The organism is Actinoplanes sp. NBC_00393, assembly GCF_036053395.1.
Lineage (GTDB): Bacteria > Actinomycetota > Actinomycetes > Mycobacteriales > Micromonosporaceae > Actinoplanes.
Window position 1 is genome coordinate 1349430 of record NZ_CP107942.1, and the last position, 26626, is coordinate 1376055.

The window sequence follows — 26626 nt, forward strand, 5'->3', positions numbered from 1 at the left end:
CGGAAGCCGACACCGGCAGTCGGAGGGCAGGCGCTCGTCACCGGTCCCGGTCGTCGAGGTAGGCCAGCACCGCGAGTACGCGCCGGTGGTGGCTCGTCGACGGGGGCAGGCCGAGCTTGGCGAACAGCGCGTTGATCAGATTGCTGACCGACTTCTCGGTGATGACCAGCTTTTCGGCGACCGCGGCATTGGAGTGGCCCTCCGCCATGAGTCTCAGGACGTCCTGCTCCCGTGGCGTGAGCTCGGTCAAGGCGTCGCGGCCGTGCAGAAGCCGCGCGACCACGTCGGGGTCGATGACGGTGCCGCCGGCTGCGACCTGGCGCAGTGCGGCCACGAACTGGCGTACGTCACCGACCCGGTCCTTGAGCAGGTAGCCGACCGCACCGGCCCGGTCGGCGAGCAGTTCCCGGGCGTAGAGCCGCTCGACGTACTGGGACAGGACGAGCACCGGAAGGCCCTGCACCTGCTGCCGGGCGGCGATGGCGGCGCGCAGCCCCTCGTCGGTGAACGTGGGCGGCATCCTGACGTCGACCACGGCGATGTCGGGACGAACCTCGACCAGCCGCTCGGCGAGGCCGGTGCCGTCGGCCACCGTCGCCACCACGTCGAAGCCGTACGCGGTCAGCATGCGGGTGAGACCGTCGCGGAGCAGCACCTGGTCCTCGGCGATCAGGACGCGCACGGCAACTCCATGTCGAGCACCGTCGGACCGCCAACCGGGCTGCTCACCCGCAGCTCACCGTCGAACGCGGCCAACCGTCGCTGAATGCCGAGCAGGCCGGTGCCGCGGGCCGGGTCGGCGCCGCCGCGCCCGTCGTCCCGGACGGTGATGTGCAGGGCGGTGCCGGCGTCGGTGATGGTCACGTGGACGCGGTCGGCGCCACTGTGCCGTCCGGCGTTGGCGAGCGCCTCGGCGACAGCGAAGTACCCCGCGGCCTCGACCGGTGCGGCGAGCCGCCGGTCCAGCCTGAGGTCCAGATCGGCCGGGAACGCGGTGTCGAGCACGAGCGCCTCGACCGCTGCGCCCAGCCCGCGGTCGGCCAGCACCGGCGGGTGGATTCCCCGCACCAGGTTCCGCAGCTCGGTCAGCGCGGTGCCCGCGCCGATCCGTGCCTCGGCCACGAGAGCCTTGGCGACTGCCGGGTCGGCGTCGATGACGTCCTCGGCGACGCCCAGGCTCATCGTCATCGCCACCAGCCGTGCCTGGGCCCCGTCGTGCAGGTCACGCTCGATGCGGCGCAGTTCGGCGGCGGACGCGTCGACAGTGGCCGCACGGGCGACGGTCAGGCGGTCGACCCGTTCGGCCAGCACTGCCGTGGGACTCGGGCCCAGCAGGGCGGCCGCGAGCCGGGCCTGACCGCGGACGAGATGCCGGGGCAACCGGTACGCGACGACGGCCAGTCCGATACCGACCGGCACGAGGATCCAGCTCAGCACCGGGGACCGGCCGGTCAGCTCGAGCACCACGGGGTCGTACCCGGCCGACTCCGGCAGGACCGCGCGCAGCACGGGCGCGGTCACGCATTGGAGCGCGGTCAGCCACAGGGCCACCGAGAGCACCAGGCAGGCCGGCCCGACCGCGAACTGGCAGATCAGCCAGGCAAGGTCGGACCAGGTCGCAGGGTCGCGCAGGATCACCCGGAGCCGGGCGAGCAACCCCGAGGGCAATGACCGGTACGGGGTGAGCACCGCCACGTCGAGCACGGTGGCCGCTCGACGGCGCTGGATCCCGGCGAGCCGGCGGGTGACCCAGATGGCGGCCGCGAAGAAGACGAGACCCAGGCCCGCCACCAGGCTCGCCGGTATCGATGCGATCAGAAGGAACAGCAGCACGGGTGCGGGCAGACCGATCGCCGCGCTCACCACCAGCCAACTCACGTCACGTCCATGACTCCGAATCCGTTCCACGGCCTCGACAGTAGATCGCTGTCGAAGTCACGGACAGGGTGCCTGCACCCCGCCGATCCCGGGTGTTCCTGCCCTGTCTGCCGAGCGGCCCGCCGACGAGGCTGGGTTCTGCCGAACCGAGATCGACCTGGGAGACGCGAAATGCGAAAGATCGCCGTAGCCGTACTCGCCGCACTGTCGGCCGCGCTCATCGCCGTGCCGGCGCCGGCCCTCGCAGCGACGGACGTGGTCGCCACGGAGGTGCAGTTCACCGGCGCCGGCGGTGAGGTCCTGCACGGCACGGTCCTCGCGCCTGAGCAGGCCGCCGGAGGCACGCGCCGGCCGGGGATCGTGATGCTGGAAGGCGCGGGCAATCGCGGCCGGGAATATCTCATGCCGGAAGCGCGGGCTTACGCCCGGCACGGCATCGTGACGCTTGTGTACGACAAACGCGCGGTCGGCTATTCGATGCTGCAACGCGACTACGGGCTGCTCGCCGACGACGCACTCGCCGGACTGCGGCTGCTCCGGTCCCGGCCGGACGTCGACCCGGCGCGGGCCGGCCTGTGGGGACTGTCCGAAGGCGCGTTCGTCGCCCCCATCGCCGCGAACCGTTCCACCGACGTCGCGTTCCTCATCACGGTCGGCGCGGTCGGTGTCACCCCGGCCGCGCAGACCGCCTGGGCCTACGGCACGTACCTGCGGCACGCCGGCGTCAGCGGATCACTGCCCCGCACCATGCGGGGCACCACGGTCCGCACCGCCATCGGAGCGGGCATCTTCGCCGAGGCCGACTTCGACCCGCTGCCGCACTGGGAGCAGGTGCGGCAGCCGGTGCTCGCCCAGTGGGGCCGCCTCGACCGCGATGCCGTGCCCGGGAAGAGCAGCCGGCTCATCCGGGAGGCGCTGGAGCGTGGTGGCAACACTCGGCACGCCATCCGGATCGTCGAGGCCACCAACCACAACCTGCACCGCACCGCCGACGACGGCTTCGACCGCCTGCCGGAGCTGTCGGCCGACTACGGCGACGCGGAGGCGCGCTGGATCGCCGACCCTCGGCAGGCGCCCGTTTCGACTGGTGACTTCGGCGCCGAACCGGCCGCACCGGCCATTCACGTACCGGCCTGGTACGGCGGCGCGGTCCAACTCGTGGCGTTCCTGGTGATGCTGGCCGCGTTCGCGGCGTACCCGATGGTTGCCGCCGTTCGCCGTGTCCGTCGCCGCCCGACGGACCGCGTCTCTCGCCCAGCCCGCTGGCTTGCGGTCCTCGGCCCGGCCACCGTTACCGGCACGCTGTTGTACCTGCTGGTTCTGCTCGCCACGGCAGCGAAGATCACCGGACCGGTGGTCCTGGGCCGCCCGGTCGTGTGGCTCGGCCTGCAACTGCTGGCCTGCGCCACCGTGGCGGCCACGCTCGCGGTCGCCCACGGCCTGCGCCGGCACCGCCCGGCCGACCGGATCCGGCTCGGCCTGCTCACCGTGGGCGGCCTGCTGTTCGTCCCGTGGGCCATCCACTGGGGCTTGCTCCTCCCGTGACCGCTCAGCCTCGATCCGCCGGTTGGCGCAGCGCTCCACAGATGCCGCCGACGCACCTGACCCGCTGGAAGAACGATGCCGATCCGGAAGGGAACCGGGGCGAGCGCAGGCGTCGGTCCTGCCTCATCTGCTGACCGCAGATCGGCTTGGCCGGCGGGCGCCGTCGCGGTGAAGGTGGAGACGGCACGCAGGGCCGAGCCGGAGGAGAGAGCCATGCATCCATTCACTGCCGCGACGCCAGGCGGGACCGGGTCCGTCGATGACCAGTTGTCCGTCCAGCTGCTGCACCAGCGCATCATCGTGCTCGGGACCGAGGTCGACGACCCGATCGCCAACCGGATCTGCGGGCAGCTGCTGCTGTTGTCCGCCGAGGACCCGCTGAGCACCATCAACCTGTACATCAACTCGCCGGGCGGTTCGGTCACCGCCGGGCTGGCGATCTACGACACCATGCGGCTGATCCCCAACGACGTCAGTACGCTGGCCCTCGGCCTTGCCGGGAGCATGGGGCAGTTCCTGCTCACCGCCGGCGCCCCCGGCAAGCGGTACGCGCTGCCGCACGCCCAGATCCTGATGCACCAGGGCTCGGCCGGCTTCGGCGGCACCGCGGCGGACGTGGAGATCTACGCCAACCAGTTGGAGCGGCTCGGTCAGACGCTGCTGCGCCTGACCGCCGAGCACACCGGGCAGCCGATCGACACGGTCGAACGCGACAGCCGGCGTGATCGCTGGTTCACCGCCGAGGAGGCGCTCGAGTACGGCCTCATCGACCGGGTCCTCGACAGCGTCGACGACGTACGCCCCGCGATGGCCCGCCAGCCGATGGGACTGAGCGCATGAGCCACTACACCATCCCGACCGTCGTGGAGAAGACGCCGAGCGGGGAACGCGCCTTCGACATCTACTCCCGGCTGCTGTCGGACCGGATCATCTTCCTCGGCACCGAGATCGACGACGGGGTCGCCAACGTGGTGATCGCCCAGCTGATCCACTTGGAGTCCACCGGGGAACAGGAGATCGGGCTGTACATCAACTCCCCGGGCGGCTCATTCAGCGCGCTGACCGCGATCTACGACACCATGCATTTCATCCGGTGCGACATCGCCACCATCTGCGTCGGTCAGGCAGCGTCGGCGTCCGCGGCGCTGCTGGCGGCCGGCACCCCGGGCAAGCGGTCGGTGCTGAAGCACGCGAAGGTCACCTTGCACCAGCCGTCCGGCCATGCCCGCGGCACGCTGCCGGATTTGGCCGTGGAGGCCAAGGAGGTGGCCAAGGTCCGGGCCGAGATGGATCAGATCCTGGCCGAACACACCGGGCATTCGATCGCCAGGATCCGGGAGGACACCGACCGCCGGATGACCCTGTCGGCCGCCGACGCCGTCGCCTACGGCCTCGCCGACCAGGTCATCACCCGGCGTGAACCGCGCGGTTACCGGCTCAACGCCGCCTGATCAGGCAGCCAGCAGGACGACATCGCCGGACCGGGAGCCGCGCGGCGCATGTGCCGCGCGGCGCAGCCGGGCCGTCTCCAGCCGCAGGACCGGGGCGCGATGCGCCGTGAGGTCGCGCCCCACCTCGGCCAGCAGATCGGCCAGCCCGATGCCCAGCGAGTCGCACACGGCAGCCACGATCTCCGAGCTCGCCTCCTTGCGGCCGCGCTCGATCTCGGACAGGTACTGCACCGAGACGGACGCGTCCCGAGCGACCTCGGCAAGGGTCCGCTCCTGCTCCAGCCGGCAGCGCCGCAGCACCTCACCGAGCAGGGTGCGCAACAGAGGCCGGGGTCGGTACGTCACGTCTTCCATACGCCGACGGTAGTGAGCCGGCGCCGTCGCCGACGCCCGGTTCTGCCAGCAGCAGAGGACCCGCCCAAGTAGCCATGCCCGGACGCATCACCTTGCCGGATGGGCCTGCGCGCTGGATGGGCCGAGACATCCGGGCTCGCGAAAGCGTAACCAGTAGGTTACGCTTCCTGCGTGGATGACGTGGCCGCGGCGATCGCCGACCCGGTTCGCCGGACGATCCTGGAGATGCTGCGCGAGCAGCCGCTCGCCGCGCGCCGGATAGCCGAGCGCTTCCCGATCAGCCGGCCCGCGATCAGCCGCCACCTGCGGGTGCTGCGCGAGTGCGGCCTGGTCCAGGACGTCCCGGTCGGCCGGGAGCGTCGCTACCACCTCGATACGTCGCGGTTCGACGAGCTCAACGCCTGGCTCGCCGGCTTCGCGGCGCCGGCCGCTGCCGCCATGTGGAGTCAGCGGTTCGACGCGCTGGAGACTGAGGTCCACCGCACCCGCCGCGACCGCCGTCAAGGCGGCGCGGCGCCCGATCGACTGGAGGAGACCGCATGACCAACACGCCGACCGGCCGTCTCGACGGCAACAGCCTGGTCCTGACCCGCACCTTCCGGGCCGGCATCGAGGATGTCTGGGCCAGCCTCACCGAGCCGGAGAGAACCGCGAGGTGGTACGGCGCCTGGAAAGGGGACGCGGCGCCGGGCCGCACGATTCAAGTGCAGATGGCGTACGAGGAAGGCACACCCTGGACCGGCATGCGCATCGACGCGTGCGAACCGCCGCGCCGGCTCAGTCTGTCCAGTACTGACATGCCCGAGGTGTGGCGCCTCGACCTGCTGCTGACTCACGCGGACGGCCGCACCGAGCTGCGGTTCGTCCACCACCTGACCCCCTCCGACGGCCTCGGCGAGGTCGGCCCCGGCTGGGAGTACTACCTGGACATGCTGGTCGCCGCCCGCGACGGCACCGCGCTGCCCGACTTCGAGGACTATTACCCGTCGATGAAGGCGTACTACGACGGGCTCGCCGGCTGAAGGCCGGTGATGCCGCGCACGACCGGTCGCCGGACGCCTTCCGGCCGGCGGTCGGCCGAGGGGCCGGCGGTGGGCCGAGGGGCCGGCGGTGGCCGGCGTGGTCAGCGGTGGCCGGCGTGGTCAGCGGAGGCAGAGGGTGTCGAGCGCGGCATCCAGGACGGACTCGCGCAGCTCGGTGGCCGGGGCGTCGGGCATCACCACGGTGCAGTCGCCGAGGCCGCCGATGGCCATCTGGACCCGGGCTACCTGGGCGAGGGACGGGTTCGGGCCAGCGAGCATGGACACCATCCGGCGGCGCCAGTCGCCGACCGCCGCCGGGTACGGACCGGCCCGGCGGTCGGCGGCGGCACCAGCCTGGCCGCGGCCGGCGCCTACGTGCTGGCCGCTGAACTGCGTGGGGCCAAGCCGGACGGGATCGAAGCGGCCCTGCGCCGTTACGAGGCAGCGCTCGCCGAACCGGTCCGGAACAGCCGGCGGATCGGCCCCGCGGTCCTCGGCTCACTCGTTCCGCGCAGCCGCGCCCAGGTCTGGGCGAGTGCCCAGATCATGCGCCTGCTGCCGCGGCTGCCGCACCCGGTGCGCAGCCGGCTGACCTCGTTCGGCGGCGGCCCGGCCGCGATGCTCGACGGTCTGGTCCTGAGCTGATCCCTCGCGGACGCGGGTCCGGTGCGCAAGGCTGGGAGGGCTGCGGCGCCAACCGGGCGCCGTCCCCACCCATCGGAGGCTGTCGTGACCAATCACGTGTACCGGCTCAGTGAGATCGTCGGAAGCAGTCCGACCAGCGTCGACGACGCGATCCGCACCGCGCTCCGCAAGGCCTCGCAGACGGTGCGCAACATCGAATGGTTCGAGGCCAAGGAGATCCGCGGGCAGGTCGTGGACGGCGACGTCGCGCACTACCAGGTGCTGCTGAAGATCGGCTTCCGGGTGGAGGACTGAAGGGTAGAGGACTGAATCCGCCGATGAGCGCCGCCCGCGGCCGGTAACGTCCCGAGGGTGATCACCGTGCCGGCCGGCAGCAGCCTCACGCTGCGCTGCCCCGATGCCCAGGAGATCGTCCTGGTCACCCTCGCCGAGTCGCGGGCGCCGTTCATCGTCGAGTTGCCGCCGATCCCGGTGCTGAGCCTGGACGGGTTCGGGGTCCGGCGGTTCGGCATTCTCGAGCTGGTCACCGCCGCCGGCGTGACCTGGGTCGAGGCCGAGTTGCACAACGACCTGCTGCGCATCCACGGTGACGCCCCGGTCGGGGTGGTCCAGCGGCGGGCCTCCACGCGCCGGCCCGGGCCGTACCCGGCGACCGGCACCGTGCAGGTCGAGAAGGCCGGGCGACGCAGTCTCGTGGCCGTCGCCGGCCGGGTCGAGGACATCTCCGCCGACGGCGTGCTGCTGCGCGCGACCGCCGGTGACGCCGGGCCGTCGCTGCCGTCCGGGATCGAGCGGACGTTGCTGCACGTCGCCATGCCCTTCGGTGAGCTCACCGTCGCGGTCACCACTGTCGATCAGCGCGCCGACCTGCTGCGCGGCACCTTCGAGTGGATCGACCCGGTCGGCGAGGGCGCGCTGAAGGACTTCTGCACCCGTTAGGTTCCGGAACTCATCGCGCCGTAACGCGCCGGAAACGCAATGACCTGCGCCGATGCTTGAAACCGGTTCCGGGGAAGCGCTTCACCGGCATTGACAGTGCATGGCACCCGGTTCAAAGTGGCCTCCAATAGAGCGCTTCCACGGCTCTGAGCACGCGTTCCCCAAGGAGTCCCCACCATGACCGTCCATGTTTCGGACCCACCGCGCAGCAGGCGCCGGCTGCTGACCCTGACCGCCGCGATCAGCGGCCTCCTCGCCTCGTTCGTCGCCATCACCGCCGGCGACGCCGAGGCCGCCGAGGTGGTCGTCTCCCAGAACAAGCCGGTCACGGCCTCCTCCACCGAGACCGCCGGCGGATACCAGGCCCGCGAGGGCAACGACGGCAACAACGGCACCCGCTGGGCCAGCACCTGGTCCGCCAGCCAGTGGTGGCAGGTCGACCTCGGCGCCACCACCGCCGTCAGCCGGATCGCCATCAACTGGGAAGGCGCCTACGCCAAGGCCTTCACCATCCAGTTCTCCACCGACGGCGCCGCCTACACGCAGGCCTATGCGACCACCACCGGAACCGGCGGCCAGCAGAGCATCCCGGCCACCGGCAACGCCCGCTACGTGCGGATCAACATGACCGAGCGCGGCCTGCCGGCCTACGGCTACTCCTTCTGGGAGTTCCAGGTCTTCGCCGGTGACAGCACGCCACCGACCGGCAACACCAGACTTCTTTCGTACGCCAAACCCGCGCGAGCCTCCACCGAGCAGAACGACCCGCAGTGCAACCCGTGCACGGCGGACAAGGCGTTCGACAACGACCCGGCGAGCCGCTGGGCCACCAACCCGACCGGCGGCTGGGTCGACCCCGGCTGGATCCAGGTCGATCTGGGCGCCACCGCGCAGATCAGCCAGGTCGTCCTGCAGTGGGACCCGGCGTACGCCCGCTCGTACCAGATCCAGGTCTCATCCGACGGCGCCAACTGGACCAGCATCTACTCGACGACCACCGGTGACGGCCTGAAGGACGTCATCAACGCCACCGGCACCGGCCGCTACGTCCGGATGTACGGCACCGCCCGCAGCAGCGCCTACGGCTACTCGCTGTGGGAGTTCAGCGTGTACGGCACCGGCGGCAACCCGACCGCCCCGCCCGCGAAGCCCGCCGACCCGACCTTCCCGGCCACCCGCCTGGTCTTCGCCGACGAGTTCAACGGCCCGGCCGGCGCCAAGCCGGACACCGCGAAGTGGACGTACGACCCCGGCTTCCCGCAGAACGGCGAGGTCCAGTACTACACGCCGGACAGCAACAACGCGTCGATGAACGGCACCGGCGCCCTGGTCATCGAGGCCCGTAGGGAAGCCTCGAACGGCCGCGACTACACCTCGCACCGGATGAACACCAGCAACAAGTTCCACGTCCAGTACGGCCGGATCGAAGCACGCATCCGCGTCCCGAAGGGCAACGGTCTGTGGCCGGCGTTCTGGCTGATGGGCGACGATTTCCTGCAGGGCCGCCCGTGGCCGTACAACGGCGAGATCGACATCATGGAGGTCCTGGGCCGCAACACCAGCGAGGCCTACTCCACGCTGCACGCCCCGGCCTACAACGGCGCCGGCGGCTACGGCCAGAAGTACGCCACCCCGGACCTGTCGCTGGACTTCCACACCTACGCCGCCGAGTGGGACAGCAAGGGCATCCGGTTCTTCCTGGACGGCCGGCAGGTCTTCGACGCGAACAAGGAAACCGTGGAGAACACCCGCGGCCCGTGGATCTACGACCACAAGTTCTACCTGATCCTGAACCTGGCCGTCGGCGGCGACTTCCCCGGCCCGATCGACGCCAGCACCCCGTTCCCGAGCCGCATGCTCGTCGACTACGTGAGGGTCTACCAATGAGACGCTTGCTGAGCGGTGTGGCGGCCGCCGTCCTCGCCACCTTCGCCCTCGCGGTCGCCAGTGAGGCGAACGCCGCCGACACCCTGCTGTCGCAGGGTAAGACCGCCACCGCGTCGTCCAGCGAGTCGGCCGCCTTCCCGGCGTCCAACGCGGTCGACGGCAACCTCGGCACCCGCTGGTCCAGCGCGTTCAGCGACCCGCAGTGGCTGCAGGTCGACCTCGGCGCCAGCGCCACGATCACCTCGGTCGTGCTGGACTGGGAGTCCGCGTACGCCCGCAGTTTTTCTTTGAAGACCTCGGCCAACGGGCAAAGCTGGACCACGATCAACAACACCACCAACGGTACGGGTGGGAAGCAGACGATCAGCGTGAGCGGCACTGGCCGTTACGTGCGCCTGGAAACCACCGTCCGGGCCACCCAGTGGGGTGTCTCGCTCAACGAGATCCAGGTGTACGGCAGCGGGGGAGGCGGCACCACACCGACCATCCCGCCCGGCGCTGTCCGGGTCGCGGAGTTCCTCGCCGACTGCCCGTTCAGCCACCGGCTGCCGGACGACCCGATCATCTTCCCGAACCTGCCCGGCGCCTCGCACATGCACAGCTTCTTCGGCGCCACCAACACCAACGCCTACAGCACGGTCGACACGCTGCTCAACGCGAACAGCAACTGCAACCCGTCGATCGACAAGTCCTCGTACTGGATCCCCACCCTGTACCGGGACAACGTGCCGGTCGAGCCGGTCACCGGCATCTTCTACTACCTCGGTGAGGGTGTGCGCGACGACCTGATCGCGCAGACCCAGCCGCTGCCGCTGGGCCTGCGCATCGTCGCCGGCAACGCGAAGGCGACCGGGCCGGCCGACAACACGATCAGCCGCTGGTCGTGCCTGCACGCCGGGCACGTCGGCTCCTCGCCGGACTTCGTCAACTGTCCGGCCGGCACGATGCTGGAGTCGTACCTGGACTTCCCGCACTGCTGGGACGGCCGCAACCTGGACTCGGCCGACCACAAGAGCCACATGGCGTACCCGGTGGGCAACGCCTGCCCGGCCAGCCACCCGGTGGTGGTGCCGAAGCTGCGGCAGGTCATGCGCTACCCGGTCTCCGGCGATCCGGCCCGGCTGCGCCTGGCCTCCGGCGGCGGGTACACGATGCACGGCGACTTCTTCAACGCCTGGCCGGTGGAGGAGATGGCCCGCCGGGTGAACGACTGCATCCGCCCGATCATCAAGTGCGGGACCGACGGACGGCCCTGATACAACAGTGGGCGTGATCTCCAAACCGGGCCGCGGCGGCCACCATCCGACCATGGATCAGGTGGCCGCCGCGGCCGGCGTCTCCCGGGCCACCGTCTCCCGGGTGATCAACGGCGCGGCCAACGTGGCGCCCGAGATCCGCGACGCGGTCCAGCGTGCGATCAGCAAGACGGGGTACGTGCCGAATGTCGCCGCCCGCAGCCTGGTGACCCGGCGCTCCAACTCGGTGGCCCTGGTGATCAGCGAACCGGACCGCCCCGACGACCACTCCTTCCTGAACCGGATCTTCACCGACCCGTACTTCGGCCGGATCACCGCCGGCGCGACCGGCGCGCTGCGCCCGCACGACGTACACCTGGTGGTCGTGCCGACCGACTCGGCCGACCACCACCAGGTGGTCCGCTACCTGCGGCAGGGCCACGTCGACGGGGTGCTGCTGATCAGCAGCCACGGCGACGACCCGCTGCCCGGCCAGGTCCTCGCCCTCGGCATCCCGGCCGTGCTGTCCGCCCGGCCACCCGGCCCGCTGTCGGTCAGCTACGTCGACGTCGACCAGCGGCTCGGCGCCCAGCTCGCCGCCCAGCACCTGCTCGGCCGCGGCTGCCGGCGGCTCGCCACGATCAGCGGCCCGCTCGACATCCCGGCCGGCGCCGAACGCCTCGACGGCTTCCGCACCTACCTGGCCGCGCAGGGCCTGCCCGAGCCGCCCGCCGTGGTCGGCGACTTCACCCGGGCCGGGGGAGAGGCCGCCGCCCACCGGCTCCTCGCCGAACACCCCGGCCTGGACGGCCTGTTCGTCGCCAGCGACCTGATGGCCGAGGGCGCGCTGCGCGCCGTGCAGGACCTCGGCCGCCGGGTGCCCGACCAGGTCGCCGTCGTCGGCTTCGACGACAGCAGCGCCGCCCTGGAGTGCCGGCCGCCGCTGACCACGGTCCGCCAGCCGGTCGAGGAGATGGCCGCCGAAATGGCCGAACTGCTCATCGCCCACATCGACGAGCCGGGCCGGCTGCCCCGCTCAGTCATCTTCCAGCCGACCGTGGTGATCCGCGAGTCCGCCTGAGCGCTCACCACTGGTGAGCGACGTCCAGCACGATGCGGCTGTGTGTGCCCGGGCCGGGCAGCGTGGTGACCTGGAACGGCAACCGGGCGCGCACCCCGACCGCGAACGTGGTGTAACCCTCGAACGAACCGCCGAACACGACGTCGCGCAGGGTGTCGTAGCGCAGCACGTTGACCGTACGGTCGCCGGTGCGGCCCGGGATCGTCGCGACGTGCTCGTCGTCGTACGCCGGCGCGCGCAATGTCACCCAGAGGTGTGCACCCCCGGCGGTGTACGGCGCCAGATCCACACCTTCGCCGTCGGTGGGCACCTGATCGGCGTACCGGACCTGGAAGCCGGTCGCCGAGCCGTTGAACTCGAACACCAGCCGGTCGAAGCAGGCGTGCCGGCCGGCCCGGACCTCCACCACCGGGGCGCTGCTGAGCGGGCCACCGGCCTTCTCCTGGCTGCCCCAGGTGATTCCGCAGGTGGGAGCGGCTTTTCCGATCGCCGGGGGACTGGTGGCCGCCGCCAGTGCCACACCGACGACCAGCGTCGCAATCACATTTCTGACCGACCTTCGCATGGGCACCTCCCCGGAGACAGGCTTTCGACGCTAGGACCGGCACACAAGCCGTTTGCGCAGGGTGCCGATTCGGGTGCATCGCAACGTATCGGCACGTCCGGGCGGGTGTGAAGCGGCGGAACAGGCCCGCACGGGCAGTAGCATCAACAGGATGCAAGCTCGCAACGGGGCACCGGAGGACACGAGCTGAAGGGGCCACCGATGATCGAGGTCGACGCGATCGATCGCCTGACTCTCGGCGACCATGCGTGCGTGGTGTTCGAGGACGATGACGTCCGCACAGCGACGCTCGCCGCCTACATCCGCACCGGCCTGCGCCGGCAGCACCGCATCCTCTACTACGGCGGCGGGCAGCAGGAGATCGAGGACGCCCTGGCCGGTGCGGGCACCGACCCGCAGCCGGCCCTGGCCGCCGGGCAGCTGCAGATGGCGACCGCGGAGGACACCTATCTCGCCGCCGGCCGCTTCGAGCCGCAGGCCAGCATCGACGGCTGGCGGGCCGCGTCGGCCGAGGCCATGGCGGCCGGCTACCACGGGCTGCGCGCGGTCGGGGACATGTCCTGGGGCGCCACCGGCATCCCCGGCGCCGACCTGCTGCCCTGGTACGAGGCGAATGTGACCCGCGTCTTCGCCGACGGCTTCGCGATGGGCATCTGCCTCTACGACCGCCGCCTGTTCGCCGACGCCGACCTGCGCCGGGTGTGCTGGGCGCACCCGGCCACCGTCGACGCCGAGATTGACACCGGAACCGTCCCGCTGCTGCGGGCGGTGCGCACCACCAGCCCGGCCGGCGTCCGCCTGCACGGCGAGGCCGACCTGTCCAACCGGCAGGCCCTGCGGGCGATCCTGGAACACCTGGTCGACGACACCCCGGGCACCGGCGAGCCGCACGTCGTCGACATCGCCGACCTGCGGTTCATCGACGGCGCCACGGTCCGCATGCTGATCGACGCCGCGGCCCGGGCAGCCGGCGCGATCCGCGTGGTCGGCTGCTCCCCGCACATGCAGCGGCTGCTGTCGTTCAACGGGGCCGACGCGAGCACCGGCCTGATCGTGGAGGCCGCCGGATGACGCTCGGCCTGACGGGCGTCCTGCAGCACTGCGGTCTGATCTACCGCACCTCCGCCGAGTACCTCAGCGGCGCCGGCGGCTTCGCCCGGGCCGCCCTGGCCGCGGGTGACGCGGTGCTGGTCGCGGTGCCGGAACCGCACCTGTCCCAGCTGCGCACCGAGCTCGGCGAGGCGGTGTTCTTCGCCGACATGGCGGTCGCCGGGCGCAACCCGGGCCGGATCATCCCCGGCCTGCTGCTGGGATTCGCCGCCGCGCACCACGGCCGACGGGTGTCGATCATCGCCGAGCCGGTCTGGCCGGCCCGCACCGCGATCGAGTACCCGGCCTGCGCCGCCCACGAAGCCATGATCAACGCGGTGTTCGAGGGGCGCGACGCGGCGATCCTCTGCCCGTACGACGCGACCCGGCTGGACCTGTCCCGCCTGCACGACGCCTGGCGGACCCATCCGGAGATGCTCGTCGGCACGGCTCGCCGGCCCAGCCCGTGGTTCGCCGACCCGTTCGCCGCTGCCGCGGGCTTCAACCAGCCGCTGCCCGACGTGCCGCCCGGCGCCGACACGATCCGCTACCACCGGCTCGGCTGCCTCACCGGGATCCGGCGGTTCCTCACCGCGCGGGCCGCAGCGGCCGGGCTGCCCGCAGCACGCGTCGAGGACCTGCTGATCGCGGTCAACGAGCTGGCCCAGAACACGCTGCTGCACACCGCCGGTGGCGGTACGGTCAGCGCCTGGCCGGAGCCGGGGATGCTGGTCTGCCAGGTCGACGACCAGGGCTACCTGGCTGATCCGTATGCCGGGCGGGTCCGGCCGCCCGCCCGCACGGCGAACGGCCACGGCCTGATCCTCGCGCACGAGCTGTGCGACCTGGTCCGGATCCACGCCCGTACCGACGGCACCAGCATCCGGCTGCACATGAGCCGGTGAGACTCAGCAGTACCCGGACGGGCAGGCGCCGCTGGCCAGCAGCTCGTACTGGCGGCACACCGGGCAGATCGGCGGCTCCGGGCGCGGCGCGGGACGGGCCTTCGCCGGGGCCTTGGCCGCCTTGGGCGCTTTCGGCGCGGCCGGGGCACGGGTCGCCCGGGCCCTCGCGGCCTTGGCCGGCTGAACCGCGGCGCGCAGCTCGACCGCCTGCACGGCGGTGGCCAGCAGCGTGTCGTAGTTCGGCTCGATCAGTTCGGCCTCGACCGAGATGAAGCAGTTCGGGTCGTCCGGGTCCTTGATGTAGGCGCCCGGAATCGACATCGCCACGTCGTTCGCCTGCTCCGGCTCCACGGCCAGGTCCACGCCGCCCGGGTGCACGTACACCGCGACGCCGTTGTTGCCCTGCGGCCGGACTTGCACGGTACGGCCGGCGGTGCGTACGTCGATGCTCACGTGAGCCCGCAGTTCCAGCAGCAGCCTCGCCACCGAAGGAGCCGCGCCGACCTCGTCGGCGTCCGTCTCGTGCGCATCCATCAGATCTCGCCTCCACGACGTTCCCTGGGTTCGGTACCCCCAGGAAGCGTCTCAGACTTGCCGAGCGGGCCGGGGCGCGGGGGCGTCAACGGCGCGCGGCCGCCGGCTTGCCCTCAGCGGCCCGGGCCGCGTCACGGCGTGCCTCCAGTGCCTCGTACCAGCGTATTCCGGCCGGCCCGCACCCGTCGCGGATCTGGCACTTGAGGTCCGCGGTGCGCGCGTTGAGCGACTGCACCAGGTCCCGGTTGCGCAGCCACTCGGCCCGCAACTCGCCGGCCGTGCCGGCCAGACCACCGGTCTCGGTGCGCAGCTCGATGAACGCGACCCGCGCCTTGCGGTTGACCGCGCGCACCGCCACGCCGGCCGGCTGCCAGCTGCTGACCCGTACGGTGCGGACCATTTGCGTGACCACACCCAGCGAGCTCTCCACCGACCGGTAGTGGGCGTACACGCTGTCGGCGCAGCCGTAGGACTCGTGGTGCAGGTTCTGCAGCACCGCGAAGTCGCGCCGACTTTGCGCGTCGGCGAGCTTGACCTCCAGCTTGGCGATCATCCGGGTCACCCGCTGGTTGTCCCCGCGGACGCGGCGCAGCTCCTTCTGAGCGCGGCGATGATGCGCGCGGACGGTCTCCACGGTCACCGGAGCGGTGTACGGCCGGTCCCAGTAACGGATGCTGACGACCGCCACGGCCACGGTGGCGGTGACACCCCCGACCAGGGCCAGGGTTCCCGGTCCGCGTAGGTCGTCGCCGCTCAGCAGCAGCCACAACGTGGTGGCCGAGGTGCCGCCCAGCAGGAACACCACCCGGTCGAGGTAGCCGCGGATCGGGTGCGGGCGGCGGGCCCGCAACGGCCCGCGCTGCCGGGGCACCGGCGAGCGGTCACGGCGCGCCCGCAACCGTCCGTCCGCCGGGCTCGACAGCCGGACGAGCAGGAACGCGAGAACCGGCGCCGCGGCGAGGGACGCGTACCAGGTGTGCCGGTCAGCGGCGAACTGCGCCTGGTCGTGCAGATAGAGGTAGGGCACCAGGGCGGGCGAGGCCAGAGCGAGAGCGCCGTACCCGATCACGCACGGGCTGACCAGCAGCGCCAGCAGTGGCAGGCAGCCGCCCGGCGAACGGCGCGCCACGTCACCGGCCCCGGCGACGGCGGGGCCGCCCTGATCCGTTGAGGACCATGTCGATGCCGGTGAGGACCTGATGACCCTGCTGCGAGTGGTGGTTGAGCAGGTCGGCGCTGAAACCGTGGATCAGCTCGGCGTACAGCTTGGCCTCGGCCGCCGTCGTGCTGCGGCGGGCCAGCGCCTGCTGCATGTTACGGATGCATTTGCGCAGGGCTTCAGCGGTCAGATCGGTACGCCCGACCTGTCGGCGCAGTTCCTGCAGTGAGGCGGCCGCGTCGTTGCGGCGGTTCGCCAGGCGGGCGAGCGTGACCTTGGTGTCGGCGTCGATCCGGCGGCCCGCATTGTCGAGTTCCTTCATCGTCACCGCGCAGGCCGTCGACTCGGCGACCACCCGGGCGATCGCGCCGAGCGGGCTGAGCGACTCCGCGACCCGCGCCACGGCCTCACCGAAGGCGACCCGTCCGTCAGCGACGGTGGCTAGCTGATTCGTCACGCCCAGGAGCGTAGGAACCATTTACAATGGTATGTACCGTTCATCCGGCTGCGGATACCGACCGGACGGCTTCCCTCGAAAGGGATTCACGAGGCCAGGACAGCGACCACACCGACCACCATCACCACGATCAACAGGCTGGCCAGAACACCGGCGGCGAGGACCGCGCCCGCGCCGGAACGCGACGCCGGCTCCGGTGACGCGGCAGGCCGGCCGCCCGGTGTGGCGAGCGCGATGACGAGCGTGGCGGCGAGCGCGAGGATTCCCGCCACCCAGCTCACCTTCTCCAGGCTCTCCGGCCCCCAGCCCAGCACGGCGACCAGCAGGGTGCCGACGGTGCCGGCAAGGACGGCGACGATGGTCCACGAACGGCCGCGAGTCATGGAACGCAATGCTGCCGCGCCGCGGCCCCGCCGCCATCACCCCAGATGGTGAAGACGCAGCAGGACGGCGCCCGGGTCCGGGCCGTACTTCGCGGCGTACAGCGCCATGATCCGCTCGTGGGTGTCCCCGGCGGCCTCGGCCAGCACGTAGTGCCGGGCGCCGTCGCCGGGCACCGAAGCCTGATGGTCCGGGTGGAAAGCCTGGTGCAGGGCGACCGGGTGGACGTTCACCCAGTGCTCGCCGTCGTGCGCGATGTACTTCAGGTCGTGCTCGACGCGATCGCCGTTGACCGTGAAGCACAGCCGCATCCGGTAATGCTCGCCGAGGTCGCGCAGGCCCGGGCCGTTCCATCGGTTCTCGAACGCCTCCAGAGCCAGTTCGCCCAGGTCACCGCGGACGCGGACCTCACGCTGAGAACTCTCGCTCACCCTTCGATCGCGGAACAATCCGTACGACAGCCAGTCGTCGACCCGGTAGAAGGCGTGCGCCGGCCCGACCGGGCTGATCCGCACCTCGAACAGGGCCCGGTGCCGCGACGGCAGGCCGCCGATGATGGTGTCGAGGCGTTCGATGTTCTGCCGCATCAGCGCAACCGCGTCGGTCGGCGCCACCTGACGGGCCCGTTCCGCGGCGTCCGGGCAGGACGGGTCGGTCAGCGTGATCCGGAACCGGACACCACGGTCGAGGGCGGTGCGGACGGCGGCCAGGAACTCGGGCTCGTGCTGGTTCTCCAGCAGGCCGGTCCAGTGCTTCCAGATGTCCACCCGGTCGTCGGCCGCGGCGATGCGAGCGATGACGTCGCGGTAGTCCAGGCGGTTGCGCCAGCGGACCGCGTTGCGGCTGAAGAACAGGATCAGCGGTTGCAGGATCAGCGCGGCCAGCACGATGTCGATCAGGTTCGCGCCGATGTTGATCCGCAGGTCGGTGCCGAACCCCGGCGTGTTGCGCACCGGGTAGAGCAGCAGGAACGCGACCACCAGCAGCAACGCGCCGATCAGGGCGTAGAGCCAGTACAGCCAGTGCCGGCGTGCCCGGCCACGGTCCCCCATGCCGGTCATCGTCCCAGCACAGGATCGATCAAGCCAGATGCGTTTGATCGCTCCGAGCCGGCAGCCGGGCGCGCTCGCGCGCACCACAGAAGCCTGCCAGGTTCCGGCCTCAAGATCTCCCACCGGATGGCGCCGGTCCCGATACAACTGGCCCCCGCCGCCCGGCAGCCCGATCCAGCTGTCACTCAGGGTCGTTTCCCGCCTCCGGAGGCAGCCCTGACGGTCAGCCCGTTCGTCCGGCTGTCACTCAGTGTTGTCTCCCGCCTCCGGAGGCAGCCCTGACGGTCAGCCGGTTTGTCCGGCTGTCGCTCATGGTTGTTTGCGCGTCGTCGAAAGCGTTGCCTGCATCCGGGTGCTGTGTGACGCCGGATCAGCGGCCAGCCCGCGGGCGGTGACCAGCGTCTGTGGATCAAGCCGTAACTCCCAGCTGAGGGATCCACGAGGCTGGTTCTCAGGGACCGGCTGGGAGCTGTTGCTGCCTCAACCGGTCGGAAGGGTGCGCAACTTCCAGCCGGTTGATCAAAAAGCCCGGAAACGCCGGCTCGGCTGTGCCTTATGACTGGCGCCCGCCCCGCACCTCTATGACAGCTGGGCCCGGCGGGTCGCCCCGCACCTCTATGACAGCTGGGCCCCGGCGGGTCGCCGCGGGCCCCGGCGATCGGTTCGGTGTCGGCAGCCGTGCAAGCCGGGGTTCGCCGCCCGGCTACCGGTGTGCGGGCTCGGTCCAGAAACAGTGCCCCCACCCCGACGGCCGGTGCCGAACCGGGGTGACGTCGCTGTCGTGCGGCTCGAGCCTGGATGCGGGCTCGATTGATCATTCGGCCGTGCGGTGATGCTGTCGCACCGCTCGGCAGACAGCGCTGGCGGGCGGCTCAGCGATCGAACGGGCCGAAATAACGGCCTCAGCCGCCCGTTCGCGCTGTCACCCGCTGATCCGAGAGGCCGCCGCAGCCCGCTCGAAAGCCTGTGGGCCTTGGTGAGCCAGACCTCGACCGGAGGATTCAGGAAGCTACTCGTCGACGGGTGACCTTGGCGCGATCATCGACGCCTGTGGGTTCTTGAGCACTGCTCGGCGATCGCCGCGGCGAGACGGCGAGCCTCCCGAAACCCCGGGCCGGTGATTTCTATCCATTTCGGACGGGCTGTCGATGACGGGTGGTGCCCATTCGCCTCCTACGGGCTGTCCGGCGCGTACCCTTGCGGTTCATGCGCCTTTCCACTGCGGCCGTGACCGCGAGTTCCCTGATCGGCGGATGGCAGATCGCCCGCCGCACCGGTAATCGGCCGCTCGGCGGCGCGGTCCTCGCCGCCGGCGGTGTCCTGGCCGGCCGTGAGTGGGCCCGGCACACCAGCCCGGCCGTGACCGCCGCGCTGACCGCGACCTACCTCGGGGCTTTCGGGCTGTCGCATCCGCTGGCGAAGCGGATCGGCTCCTGGCCGTCCGTGCTGACCGTCTCGGCGGTGACCGCCGCGGCCGCCTACCTGGCCGCGGACCGCCGCCCCTGATTACCTGGCCGCGGATTGCCGGCCCTGACTGCCTGACCGCGGATTACCGGCCCTGATTACCTGGCCGCGGATTGCCGGCCCTGACTGCCTGGCCGCGGATTACCGGCCCTGACTGCCTGACCGCGGACCGCCGGCCCTGACTGCCTGGCCGCGCGGATTGCCGGCCCTGACTGCTCGGTCGGCCTGCCGGGCCGCCTGGCTCACTCGTAGTCGGACGTCGACATCGAGACGATGTTGATGGCGATCAGGGTGATGGCGATCAGGATCGGCCAGAGGCCGGCGCCGGTGAAGGCGCCGACCGCGGTGTCGGCGCGGGAACGGCGCTGATGCCACTGGCCGAGCAGCACGCTGGCGACCAGCCCCACGCCGATGCCCGCCCACGCAGCGGCCGGATGCGGCACCAGCAGCACGGCCAGCGCCGCGGTCAGCCAGACCGCCAGGGTCTGCGCCAGGCCGTGAATCAGGCGGCCCTGGCGTGCTTCGGTCATCCGCATGCCCGGCACCCTACAAGTCGTACTCATCCGGCAGCCGCATGCCGGGGCCGCCCACCTGCCGGCCCAGCGGGACCGCGCGGCCCTTCGGCTCCTCCCAGTCCTCCTGGCGGCCGAGGGCGGTCAGATCCAGATACGGATACCCGTTGTGGAACTCCTCGATGCCCCGCCCGAACGTCGAGTAGGTGTGGAACACCTCGCCGCCGACCTGCAGGAACGCGCTGATCCCGGGCATCTCCGTGCCGCGCATGTCAGCCGTCCACCCACCGCCGGCCGCCGCCAGCTCGGCCTCGTTGCGGAAGAACTGCAGGACCGGCGCCTCCCGGTCGTCGAGCGTCGCGTGGTAGTCGAAGTTGAAGTCGCTGCCGTACGACGAGTACCACGGGAAGGTCCAGCCCATCCGCTCCCGGAAGGCGGCGATCTTCGGGTACGGCGCGCGCGACACCGCGACCAGCGTGGTGTTGCGCGCGTGCAGCTGGCGCAGCCCGGCGATGCTGTCGGCCGCCGACGAGCAGCTCGAGCAGGCGACGTCCCAGTCCGGCGCGAACATGAAGTGGTGCATCACCAGCTGCGGCCGGCCCTCGAACAGGTCGGCCAGGCCGACCTCGCCGTCCGGGCCGGCGAACCGGTACGGCTTGTCCACCCGGACCATCGGCAGCCGGCGGCGTTCGGCGTTGAGCCGGACCCGGGCGCGGGTGACCTCCTTCTCCTTGACGAGCAGTTCCTTGCGGGCGGCGAGCCACTGCTCGCGGGACACCACCTCGGGCAGGTCGTTCATCATCGTCCTCATTTCAGCCGGTCCTGCAGGGCCGCGAGCGGGCCGTCCCAGTCGCGGGCGAGCACCGCGAGGAACTGCTGCGCCACCCGCATCGGCGCGGAATCCACCCGGTAGCGGACCCGGCGCCGCTCGCCGTGCTCGGCCACCACGAGCCCGGCCTCGGCCAGCAGGGTGAGATGTTTGGCGATCGCCTGCCGGCTGATCGGCAGCCGGCCGGCCAGGTCGGTCGCGGTGGCCGGGCCGCCCGCCGCGAGCGCGGCGAGGATGCCGCGCCGCGTCGGGTCGGCCAGGGCGGTGAAGACCTCCTGGGCCACCGCCTCCAGGTCAGGAGCGGCCATCGAGGTACGCGACGAGCTCGCCCAGTTCGCTGGCCCAGCCTTCGGTGTTGCCCGAGTACGCCGTCTTGTGCGTGCCGTCGTCGGGAAGCTGCGCGAAACCGCTCTCGACGACGGTCAGCGCGGTGCCGGTGCCGGCGGGCTCGAGCGTGAACTCCACATAGGTGCGGCGCGGATCGTCCTCGCCGAGCCCGTAGACCGGCCAGGTGTAGCCGAACACGCGCGGCGGCTCGAGGCGCTCGACGGTGAGGCTGGCTTTGTCGCCGCTGTCCCAGGCCAGCTGGATGCGGCCGCCGACGCGCAGGTCGACCTCGGCGCGGTGGCCGAACCAGGTGCCCAGGCCCTCGGCGGTGGTGATCGCGGCCCACACCTTCTCCGGCGGGTGGGCGAGGTGCAGGGTGCGTTCGATCCGGTCGGGGAATGCCATGACGACCTCCTTATAGCAACCACTTGGTTGCTACCCAACGTATCGCAACCTACTGGTTGCTACAAGCCCGGCCGTTGAGGGCGTCGAGGAAGCACCGCTCGAAGGCCTCGGTGTCGGCTGCTGCGGCGGCCTCGATGCGGTAGCCGGCCGGGGTGAGCACGGTGCGGCCGGACTGCACGCCGTCCTGGACGACGTCGATGCGCTCCGGACGGAACTGCGTGATCGAGCTGTGCACCGCGGTAACCGCCGCGAGGGCGTCCCACCAGTACATGATTCCCAGGTCGATCAGGGCGGCCAGATCCGGCTGCGAGACGATCCGGTAGGTCAGCCGGGCGCCAGGCGCGTTCTGATCGGCGGCGAGGCGGGCCACGAAATCCTGGGTGATCGGGACGGCCGCGGTGGCGTCCAGCGGCACCAGGCGCACCGTGCCCGGACGGGCCCGCTGCAGCACCGCGCGGGCCGAGACCGGGTCCATCCAGAAGTTGAACTCCTGCGAATTGTCGAAGCCGGGCAGCGCGGAGCCGTACAGATTGCCGGGCACCCGCAGCGCGCCGCCCATGATCTGGATGCGCTCGATGCGGCGCGCGGTCGCTCGCGACGCGAGCGCCGCCGCCACGTTGGTCAGCGGTCCGGTCGCGATCAGCGTGACCGGCTGCCGGGATCGCTGCGCGGTGCGCGCGATCAGTTCCGGAGCGCTCAACCGCGAGATGTACGGCGGACGCGCTCCGTCCCCGAGCGCCCCGCTCAGCACTCCCTCGATCGTCGCCACCAGCTCCGGGGGAGCGGGGTTGACGCCCTCGCCGGTCGCTCCGGCAGCGACCGGCACCTGCGGCAGCCCGCACTGCTCCAGCACGCTGCGCGCATGCCGCAGAGTCCGGTCCGGCACGCCGAACCCGTTGTTGGCCACCGTCACCGCCCGCAGGTCGATCCGGCCGAGTTTGTGCTCCTCGCACAGGTAGGCCAGGGTCGACGCGTCGTCGAAGTCCAGGTCGCTGTCGTAGATCACCGGCGGCGGGCCGGTCCCCGATGCCGGTGCGGCGGCCGCCGGCAGCCCGGCGATGACGGTGGCGAGGGCCGCGACAGCAGCGGTCCAGAAAGACAGGCGCATGTTCCCTCCTCCGAATCCATCGGTAAGTGCCGATGCTTTCGAAGGTGTCGCGCGACCGCATCCGGTTTTGAGCGGCTCCGGCCGTACGTCGACGGTCGTAGAACCTCAATAGCGGAACGCGCGTACCACGCCCTGCAGGTCGTCGGAGAGCCGGCTGAGCTCGGACGCCGCCGAGTGGGTGGCGTGCGCGCCGCTGCGGTTCTCGTCGGTCACGCCGACCACCTGGCTGATGCCGTCGCCGATCAGGTTGGCGCCGGTGGCGGCGGCGCTCAGGTCCGCGGCCATGCCGTTGGTGACCGCGCTCTGCTCCTCCACGGCCGAGGCGATCGTGGTCTGGAACTCGTTGATCCGCCCGATGATCTCGCCGATCATCGAGATCGACTCGACGGCCGTGGTGGTGTCGGTCTGGATCGCCGCGACCCGCTTGCTGATGTCCTCGGTGGCCTTGGTGGTCTCCTGCGCCAGGTCCTTCACCTCACCGGCCACCACCGCGAAGCCCTTGCCCAGCTCACCGGCCCGGGCCGCCTCGATCGTGGCGTTGAGCGCCAGCAGGTTGGTCTGCTCGGCGATCGCGGTGATCACCTTGACCACGTCGCCGATCTCCGCCGACGAGCGGCCGAGCCGGGCCATCAGGTCCTCCGCCGTGCTGGACGCGTGCACCGCCTCCTGGGCGACGCTGGCCGCCTCCGCCGCATTCATCGCGATCTCGCGGATCGCGGCGCCCATCTGCTCGGCGCCGGTGGCGACCGCGCCGACCCGGGAGTTGACCTCGGTGACCGCGTCGCCGATCGAGGCCACTTCACCGGACGTACGGTCCGCGCCGCCGGCCAGGTTGCGCGACGCCTCCTGCAGTTCCCCGGCCCGCCCGGCCAGGGCATCACCGCTGGCGGCGAGGGTGCCGACGGCCGTACGCATCTGATCGGTGGCCCGGTTGAGCGCGGTGCTCATCTCACCGAACTCGTTGCGGCCGCCGATCTCGGCGCGACGGGTCAGATCGCCCTCGGCGACCCCGGTGAGCACGTCGCGGAACTGCCGCAGCGGCCGGACGATGCCGTTGGCCACCATGATCGCGATGGCGACCGCGACGACCAGGCCGACCACCAGCACCGCGATCACGGTGATCCGGGCGGACGAGTACGTGTCGCCGGCCTCGGCCACCGCCTCCTCGGCCGCGGCCACGTTCGCGGCGGTCAGCTCGTCCAGGTAGCCGAGTGACTCGGTGACCTTGTTCGGCAGGTCGTTGAGGCGCAGCTCGGTGAACCCGGCCATGTCGCCGGACTTGCGCAGCGCCTCGGCCTGGTCGCGCAGATCCTGATACTCCGACCAGGCGGTGGCGAACGCCTCGAGCGAGGCCGACTGGCTGCTGTCCAGCTCGCGGGTCCGGTACGACTCGATGGTCGCGTCGATCTTGTCCTTGGCGACGGCGATCCGCTCCTGGGCCGCGGCCGCCAGCTTCGGGTCGGTGGCGGTCGAGATCGACAGCGCCTGGAACCGGAAGTTCCAGACCGTCTCGCGGATCACCGCGACGTCGTTGGAGGGCAGCAGCGCCTGGGTCTGGATGGCGCGGCTGCTGTCCGCGACCGTCGACATCCGGGCCAGGCTCAGGGCGCCGACCAGCACGGCGAGGATGCCGGTGAGGACGACGAGCAGGGTCAGACGAGCACGGACGCTCAGGTTCGCCATGCCCTTCCTATCGCCGGGCCGGGCTGTGATCTGAGTCTCAGACCGTTTATCGTCGTCCGTAAATACAGTCTTCATGATCCGGATCCGTGGTGGCCACATCCGCTTCGCGCCGACTCCCGACCGTTCCCGGCATGCGGTCGCTGCACTTCACCGACACCTACCTGCCCCGGCGCGACGGCGTCGTCACCTCGGTTCGCACCCTGACGTCCGCCCTGCGCCTGCAGGGGCAGCACGCCGTCACGGTGGCGCCGGGACACCGCGCCGATGCCGGCGACGGGCATCTGCTGCGGCTGCCCGCGGTGCCGGTGCCGTGGGGACTGGCCGGCCTGCGGCTCTCGGCGTGGCTGCTGAACGGGCGGTGGGCGGCCGGGGCGATGGCCCGGATCGCGCAGGCCCGGCCGGATCTCATCCACGTGCACACTCCGGGGCCGACCGGACTGCTCGGCGTGTTCGCCGGCCGGGAGCTGGGGGTGCCGGTGGTGCACACGTACCACACCGACCTGCACGCCTACGCCGACGCGTACCGGGTGCCGGCGGCTGCGCTGGCCGCCGGTCTGCGCCTGTACGCGTACCGGCTCGGCGTGCCACCGATCCCGACCGGTTCCGGGCGCCGGGACGCCGTCGACGCGGTCAACGAGTTCATGCTGCGCGACGCCGGCGCCGTCATCGTCCCCACCCCAGCGGTGCCTGCCCGGCTCGCTCTGCCGGTGCCCGCCGAGCGGCTCGCGGTGATCCCCACCGGCGTCACCCCGGTGCCGCTCGACGCCACCGCCGGCGCACGCTTCCGCCGGGCACACGGCATCGACGTGGACGCCCCGCTCGTGCTCTACGTCGGGCGGGTCAACCGGGAGAAAGGCATGGACCGCCTGATCGAGGCGTTCGCCGAGGTCGCCGCCACCCGGCCGCAGGCCCGCCTGGTCCTGGTCGGAGCGGTCTACGAGCAGCGCTGGCTCACCCGGCTGCTGCGTGACGCCGGTGTTCGCGACCGGGTCGTGCTCGCCGGCCAGCAACCGCCGGCGGTCGTCTGCGCCGCCTATCAGGCCGCCGACGTCTTCGCGTTCCCGTCGACCACCGACACCCAGGCGCTGGTGCTGCTGGAGGCCGCGCAGTGCCGCCTGCCCGTGGTGATGGCCGACCCCCTGCTGCACGCCCACGGCCTGCTCGGCGACGCCACCCTGCTGACCGGCCCGGCGCCGGGCTCGTTCGCCGCCGGGATCGGCGCCCTGCTCGACGACCCGGCGGCGGCCCGCGCCCTGGCCGACCGGGCGGTGGGGCGCGCCGCGAACCACACCGCGGACGGCTACGCCCGCTCGGTGCACGCGATCTACCAGCAGCTGACGACGGTGCCTATTCCCCGGTGAACACCGGGGTCCGCCGCTGCAGGCTCGCCGCGATGCCCTCGGCGCTGTCCCGGGTCTGCCAGAGCACCATCTGCTCGGCCAGCTCGTGGTCCAGAGCCTGCCGGACCCGGGCGGCCAGGTCCGCGCGCAGCGTCGCCCGCATCGACCGGACCGCCAGCGGCGCCGACGAGGCGATCTCCGCGGCCAGCTCCCGGGCGGTCTCGCGTACGGTTCCCGGCTCGGCGAGCCGGTCGGCCAGCCCGATCCGGACCGCCTCCTCGCCGCCGACCCGGCGGCCGGTCAGCAGCATCCCGGCCGCCGCCTGCCGCCCGATCAGGTCCGGCAGCGTCACGCTCAGCGCGAAGCCCTGGTGGAAGCCGAGCTTCGCGAAGTTCGCCACGAACCGGGTGGCGGCCTCGGCGATCCGGAAGTCGGCCGCGCAGGCCAGGCCGAGCCCGCCACCCACGGCGGTGCCCTGCACGGCCGCGACGATCGGGGTACGCACGTCGAACAGCCGCGCCGCCCGCCGGTACAGCCGCTCCGCCGCGGCCGCCTGGTCCAGGGCGAACTCGCCACCGCTGAAATCCGCCCCGGCGCAGAAGTGCTTGCCCTGCGACGCCAGGACGATCACCCGGCAGGCCGGGTCGTCGTCCAGCGCCAGAGCGGCGTCCACGACCCGCCCGATCAGCGCCTCGTCGAAATGGTTGGCCGGCGGCCGGCGCATCTCCAGCACCGCGATGTGATCCTCGACGGTGACCGACAGGTCGGAACTCACAGCG

Annotated in this window: 31 protein-coding genes; 15 read left to right on the forward strand and 16 right to left on the reverse strand. The window is 71.6% G+C overall.

Annotated features, from left to right (window positions below; all coding sequences use genetic code 11):
- Positions 1 to 37: 37 nt before the first annotated feature.
- On the reverse strand, positions 38 to 682 hold the full coding sequence (locus OHA21_RS06065) for a response regulator transcription factor (RefSeq protein WP_328470992.1): 645 nt from the start codon (positions 680 to 682) through the stop codon (positions 38 to 40).
- Positions 670 to 1878: a sensor histidine kinase gene (locus tag OHA21_RS06070; protein ID WP_328470994.1), complete on the reverse strand. Its 1209-nt coding sequence runs from the start codon at positions 1876 to 1878 to the stop codon at positions 670 to 672. Before OHA21_RS06070 ends, OHA21_RS06065 begins: the two co-directional genes overlap by 13 nt.
- Before the next feature lie 171 nt (positions 1879 to 2049).
- On the opposite strand from OHA21_RS06070, the gene OHA21_RS06075 reads away from it, so the two are divergent.
- The 3 genes from OHA21_RS06075 to OHA21_RS06085 all read left to right on the forward strand — a co-directional run bounded on the left by OHA21_RS06075 (position 2050) and on the right by OHA21_RS06085 (position 4874).
- A complete protein-coding gene (locus tag OHA21_RS06075; protein ID WP_328470996.1) occupies positions 2050 to 3423 on the forward strand; it encodes an alpha/beta hydrolase family protein in 1374 nt (457 codons plus the stop codon).
- Between the two features lie 213 nt (positions 3424 to 3636).
- The gene (locus tag OHA21_RS06080) at positions 3637 to 4263 is read left to right on the forward strand and encodes a ClpP family protease (RefSeq protein WP_328470998.1); all 627 of its coding nucleotides are present in this window, start codon (positions 3637 to 3639) and stop codon (positions 4261 to 4263) included.
- Positions 4260 to 4874, forward strand: coding sequence for a ClpP family protease (locus OHA21_RS06085; RefSeq protein WP_328471000.1), 615 nt, complete (start codon positions 4260 to 4262; stop codon positions 4872 to 4874). The genes OHA21_RS06080 and OHA21_RS06085 overlap by 4 nt, the downstream gene beginning before the upstream one ends.
- Here the strand turns inward: OHA21_RS06085 and OHA21_RS06090 are convergent, their stop codons facing one another.
- On the reverse strand, positions 4875 to 5228 hold the full coding sequence (locus tag OHA21_RS06090) for a helix-turn-helix domain-containing protein (protein WP_328471002.1): 354 nt from the start codon (positions 5226 to 5228) through the stop codon (positions 4875 to 4877). It abuts the gene before it with no gap.
- Positions 5229 to 5399: 171 nt separating this feature from the next.
- Here OHA21_RS06090 and OHA21_RS06095 point away from each other — a divergent pair, with 171 nt between their 5' ends.
- From OHA21_RS06095 to OHA21_RS06130, 8 genes are all read left to right on the forward strand, one after another.
- Positions 5400 to 5771 (forward strand): metalloregulator ArsR/SmtB family transcription factor, encoded by a 372-nt coding sequence (locus OHA21_RS06095; protein WP_328471004.1) that lies wholly within the window; start codon positions 5400 to 5402, stop codon positions 5769 to 5771.
- Entirely contained in the window at positions 5768 to 6250 is a 483-nt protein-coding gene (locus tag OHA21_RS06100; RefSeq protein WP_328471006.1) for an SRPBCC family protein, read from the forward strand. Before OHA21_RS06095 ends, OHA21_RS06100 begins: the two co-directional genes overlap by 4 nt.
- A 69-nt stretch (positions 6251 to 6319) precedes the next feature.
- The gene (locus OHA21_RS06105) at positions 6320 to 6895 is read left to right on the forward strand and encodes a hypothetical protein (protein ID WP_328471008.1); all 576 of its coding nucleotides are present in this window, start codon (positions 6320 to 6322) and stop codon (positions 6893 to 6895) included.
- Positions 6896 to 6979: 84 nt separating this feature from the next.
- Entirely contained in the window at positions 6980 to 7189 is a 210-nt protein-coding gene (locus OHA21_RS06110) for a dodecin (RefSeq protein ID WP_328471010.1), read from the forward strand.
- 57 nt (positions 7190 to 7246) lie between these two features.
- The gene (locus tag OHA21_RS06115) at positions 7247 to 7834 is read left to right on the forward strand and encodes a hypothetical protein (protein WP_328471012.1); all 588 of its coding nucleotides are present in this window, start codon (positions 7247 to 7249) and stop codon (positions 7832 to 7834) included.
- 177 nt (positions 7835 to 8011) lie between these two features.
- Positions 8012 to 9721: a discoidin domain-containing protein gene (locus tag OHA21_RS06120; RefSeq protein ID WP_328471014.1), complete on the forward strand. Its 1710-nt coding sequence runs from the start codon at positions 8012 to 8014 to the stop codon at positions 9719 to 9721.
- Positions 9718 to 10977 carry a DUF1996 domain-containing protein gene (locus OHA21_RS06125; RefSeq protein WP_328471016.1) on the forward strand — a complete coding sequence of 420 codons (1260 nt, stop codon included), beginning with the start codon at positions 9718 to 9720 and terminating at the stop codon, positions 10975 to 10977. The genes OHA21_RS06120 and OHA21_RS06125 overlap by 4 nt, the downstream gene beginning before the upstream one ends.
- Positions 10978 to 11029: 52 nt before the next feature.
- A complete protein-coding gene (locus OHA21_RS06130; protein WP_328471018.1) occupies positions 11030 to 12037 on the forward strand; it encodes a LacI family DNA-binding transcriptional regulator in 1008 nt (335 codons plus the stop codon).
- Positions 12038 to 12041: 4 nt separating this feature from the next.
- Here the strand turns inward: OHA21_RS06130 and OHA21_RS06135 are convergent, their stop codons facing one another.
- On the reverse strand, positions 12042 to 12581 hold the full coding sequence (locus tag OHA21_RS06135) for an AMIN-like domain-containing (lipo)protein (RefSeq protein ID WP_328471020.1): 540 nt from the start codon (positions 12579 to 12581) through the stop codon (positions 12042 to 12044).
- A 222-nt stretch (positions 12582 to 12803) separates the two neighbouring features.
- On the opposite strand from OHA21_RS06135, the gene OHA21_RS06140 reads away from it, so the two are divergent.
- Together OHA21_RS06140 and OHA21_RS06145 are read left to right on the forward strand one after the other, a co-directional pair.
- The gene (locus OHA21_RS06140; protein WP_328471022.1) at positions 12804 to 13673 is read left to right on the forward strand and encodes an MEDS domain-containing protein; all 870 of its coding nucleotides are present in this window, start codon (positions 12804 to 12806) and stop codon (positions 13671 to 13673) included.
- Entirely contained in the window at positions 13670 to 14596 is a 927-nt protein-coding gene (locus tag OHA21_RS06145; RefSeq protein ID WP_328471024.1) for an anti-sigma factor RsbA family regulatory protein, read from the forward strand. Before OHA21_RS06140 ends, OHA21_RS06145 begins: the two co-directional genes overlap by 4 nt.
- Before the next feature lie 3 nt (positions 14597 to 14599).
- On the opposite strand, the gene OHA21_RS06150 is transcribed toward OHA21_RS06145, so the two are convergent.
- The 5 genes from OHA21_RS06150 to OHA21_RS06170 form a co-directional block, all read right to left on the reverse strand.
- The gene (locus OHA21_RS06150; RefSeq protein ID WP_328471026.1) at positions 14600 to 15130 is read right to left on the reverse strand and encodes a hypothetical protein; all 531 of its coding nucleotides are present in this window, start codon (positions 15128 to 15130) and stop codon (positions 14600 to 14602) included.
- A gap of 85 nt (positions 15131 to 15215) precedes the next feature.
- Positions 15216 to 16259 carry a hypothetical protein gene (locus OHA21_RS06155; protein ID WP_328471028.1) on the reverse strand — a complete coding sequence of 348 codons (1044 nt, stop codon included), beginning with the start codon at positions 16257 to 16259 and terminating at the stop codon, positions 15216 to 15218.
- 1 nt (position 16260) lies between these two features.
- Complete coding sequence (locus OHA21_RS06160; RefSeq protein WP_328471030.1) at positions 16261 to 16746, reverse strand: hypothetical protein; 486 nt, start codon at positions 16744 to 16746, stop codon at positions 16261 to 16263.
- A gap of 86 nt (positions 16747 to 16832) precedes the next feature.
- Positions 16833 to 17129 (reverse strand): hypothetical protein, encoded by a 297-nt coding sequence (locus tag OHA21_RS06165; protein WP_328471032.1) that lies wholly within the window; start codon positions 17127 to 17129, stop codon positions 16833 to 16835.
- 36 nt (positions 17130 to 17165) lie between these two features.
- Positions 17166 to 18179, reverse strand: coding sequence for a hypothetical protein (locus OHA21_RS06170; protein ID WP_328471034.1), 1014 nt, complete (start codon positions 18177 to 18179; stop codon positions 17166 to 17168).
- 1206 nt (positions 18180 to 19385) lie between these two features.
- On the opposite strand from OHA21_RS06170, the gene OHA21_RS06175 reads away from it, so the two are divergent.
- The gene (locus tag OHA21_RS06175; protein WP_328471036.1) at positions 19386 to 19685 is read left to right on the forward strand and encodes a hypothetical protein; all 300 of its coding nucleotides are present in this window, start codon (positions 19386 to 19388) and stop codon (positions 19683 to 19685) included.
- Positions 19686 to 19885: 200 nt separating this feature from the next.
- On the opposite strand, the gene OHA21_RS06180 is transcribed toward OHA21_RS06175, so the two are convergent.
- The 6 genes from OHA21_RS06180 to OHA21_RS06205 all read right to left on the reverse strand — a co-directional run bounded on the left by OHA21_RS06180 (position 19886) and on the right by OHA21_RS06205 (position 24507).
- Positions 19886 to 20179 carry a hypothetical protein gene (locus tag OHA21_RS06180; RefSeq protein ID WP_328471038.1) on the reverse strand — a complete coding sequence of 98 codons (294 nt, stop codon included), beginning with the start codon at positions 20177 to 20179 and terminating at the stop codon, positions 19886 to 19888.
- A 10-nt stretch (positions 20180 to 20189) separates the two neighbouring features.
- Entirely contained in the window at positions 20190 to 20966 is a 777-nt protein-coding gene (locus tag OHA21_RS06185) for a DUF899 domain-containing protein (RefSeq protein WP_328471040.1), read from the reverse strand.
- Entirely contained in the window at positions 20963 to 21292 is a 330-nt protein-coding gene (locus OHA21_RS06190) for an ArsR/SmtB family transcription factor (protein WP_328471042.1), read from the reverse strand. Before OHA21_RS06190 ends, OHA21_RS06185 begins: the two co-directional genes overlap by 4 nt.
- Positions 21279 to 21716, reverse strand: a complete 438-nt coding sequence (locus OHA21_RS06195) for an SRPBCC domain-containing protein (protein ID WP_328471044.1) — start codon at positions 21714 to 21716, stop codon at positions 21279 to 21281. The genes OHA21_RS06190 and OHA21_RS06195 overlap by 14 nt, the downstream gene beginning before the upstream one ends.
- A gap of 49 nt (positions 21717 to 21765) precedes the next feature.
- Positions 21766 to 22824 (reverse strand): nucleoside hydrolase, encoded by a 1059-nt coding sequence (locus OHA21_RS06200; RefSeq protein WP_328471046.1) that lies wholly within the window; start codon positions 22822 to 22824, stop codon positions 21766 to 21768.
- Between the two features lie 105 nt (positions 22825 to 22929).
- A complete protein-coding gene (locus OHA21_RS06205) occupies positions 22930 to 24507 on the reverse strand; it encodes a methyl-accepting chemotaxis protein (protein WP_328471048.1) in 1578 nt (525 codons plus the stop codon).
- Positions 24508 to 24638: 131 nt separating this feature from the next.
- Between OHA21_RS06205 and OHA21_RS06210 the strand changes: the two genes are divergently transcribed.
- On the forward strand, positions 24639 to 25868 hold the full coding sequence (locus tag OHA21_RS06210) for a glycosyltransferase (protein WP_328471050.1): 1230 nt from the start codon (positions 24639 to 24641) through the stop codon (positions 25866 to 25868).
- On the opposite strand, the gene OHA21_RS06215 is transcribed toward OHA21_RS06210, so the two are convergent.
- Positions 25855 to 26622: an enoyl-CoA hydratase/isomerase family protein gene (locus tag OHA21_RS06215; RefSeq protein WP_328471052.1), complete on the reverse strand. Its 768-nt coding sequence runs from the start codon at positions 26620 to 26622 to the stop codon at positions 25855 to 25857. The two genes, OHA21_RS06210 and OHA21_RS06215, sit on opposite strands and share 14 nt — an antisense overlap.
- Positions 26623 to 26626 lie beyond the last annotated feature (4 nt).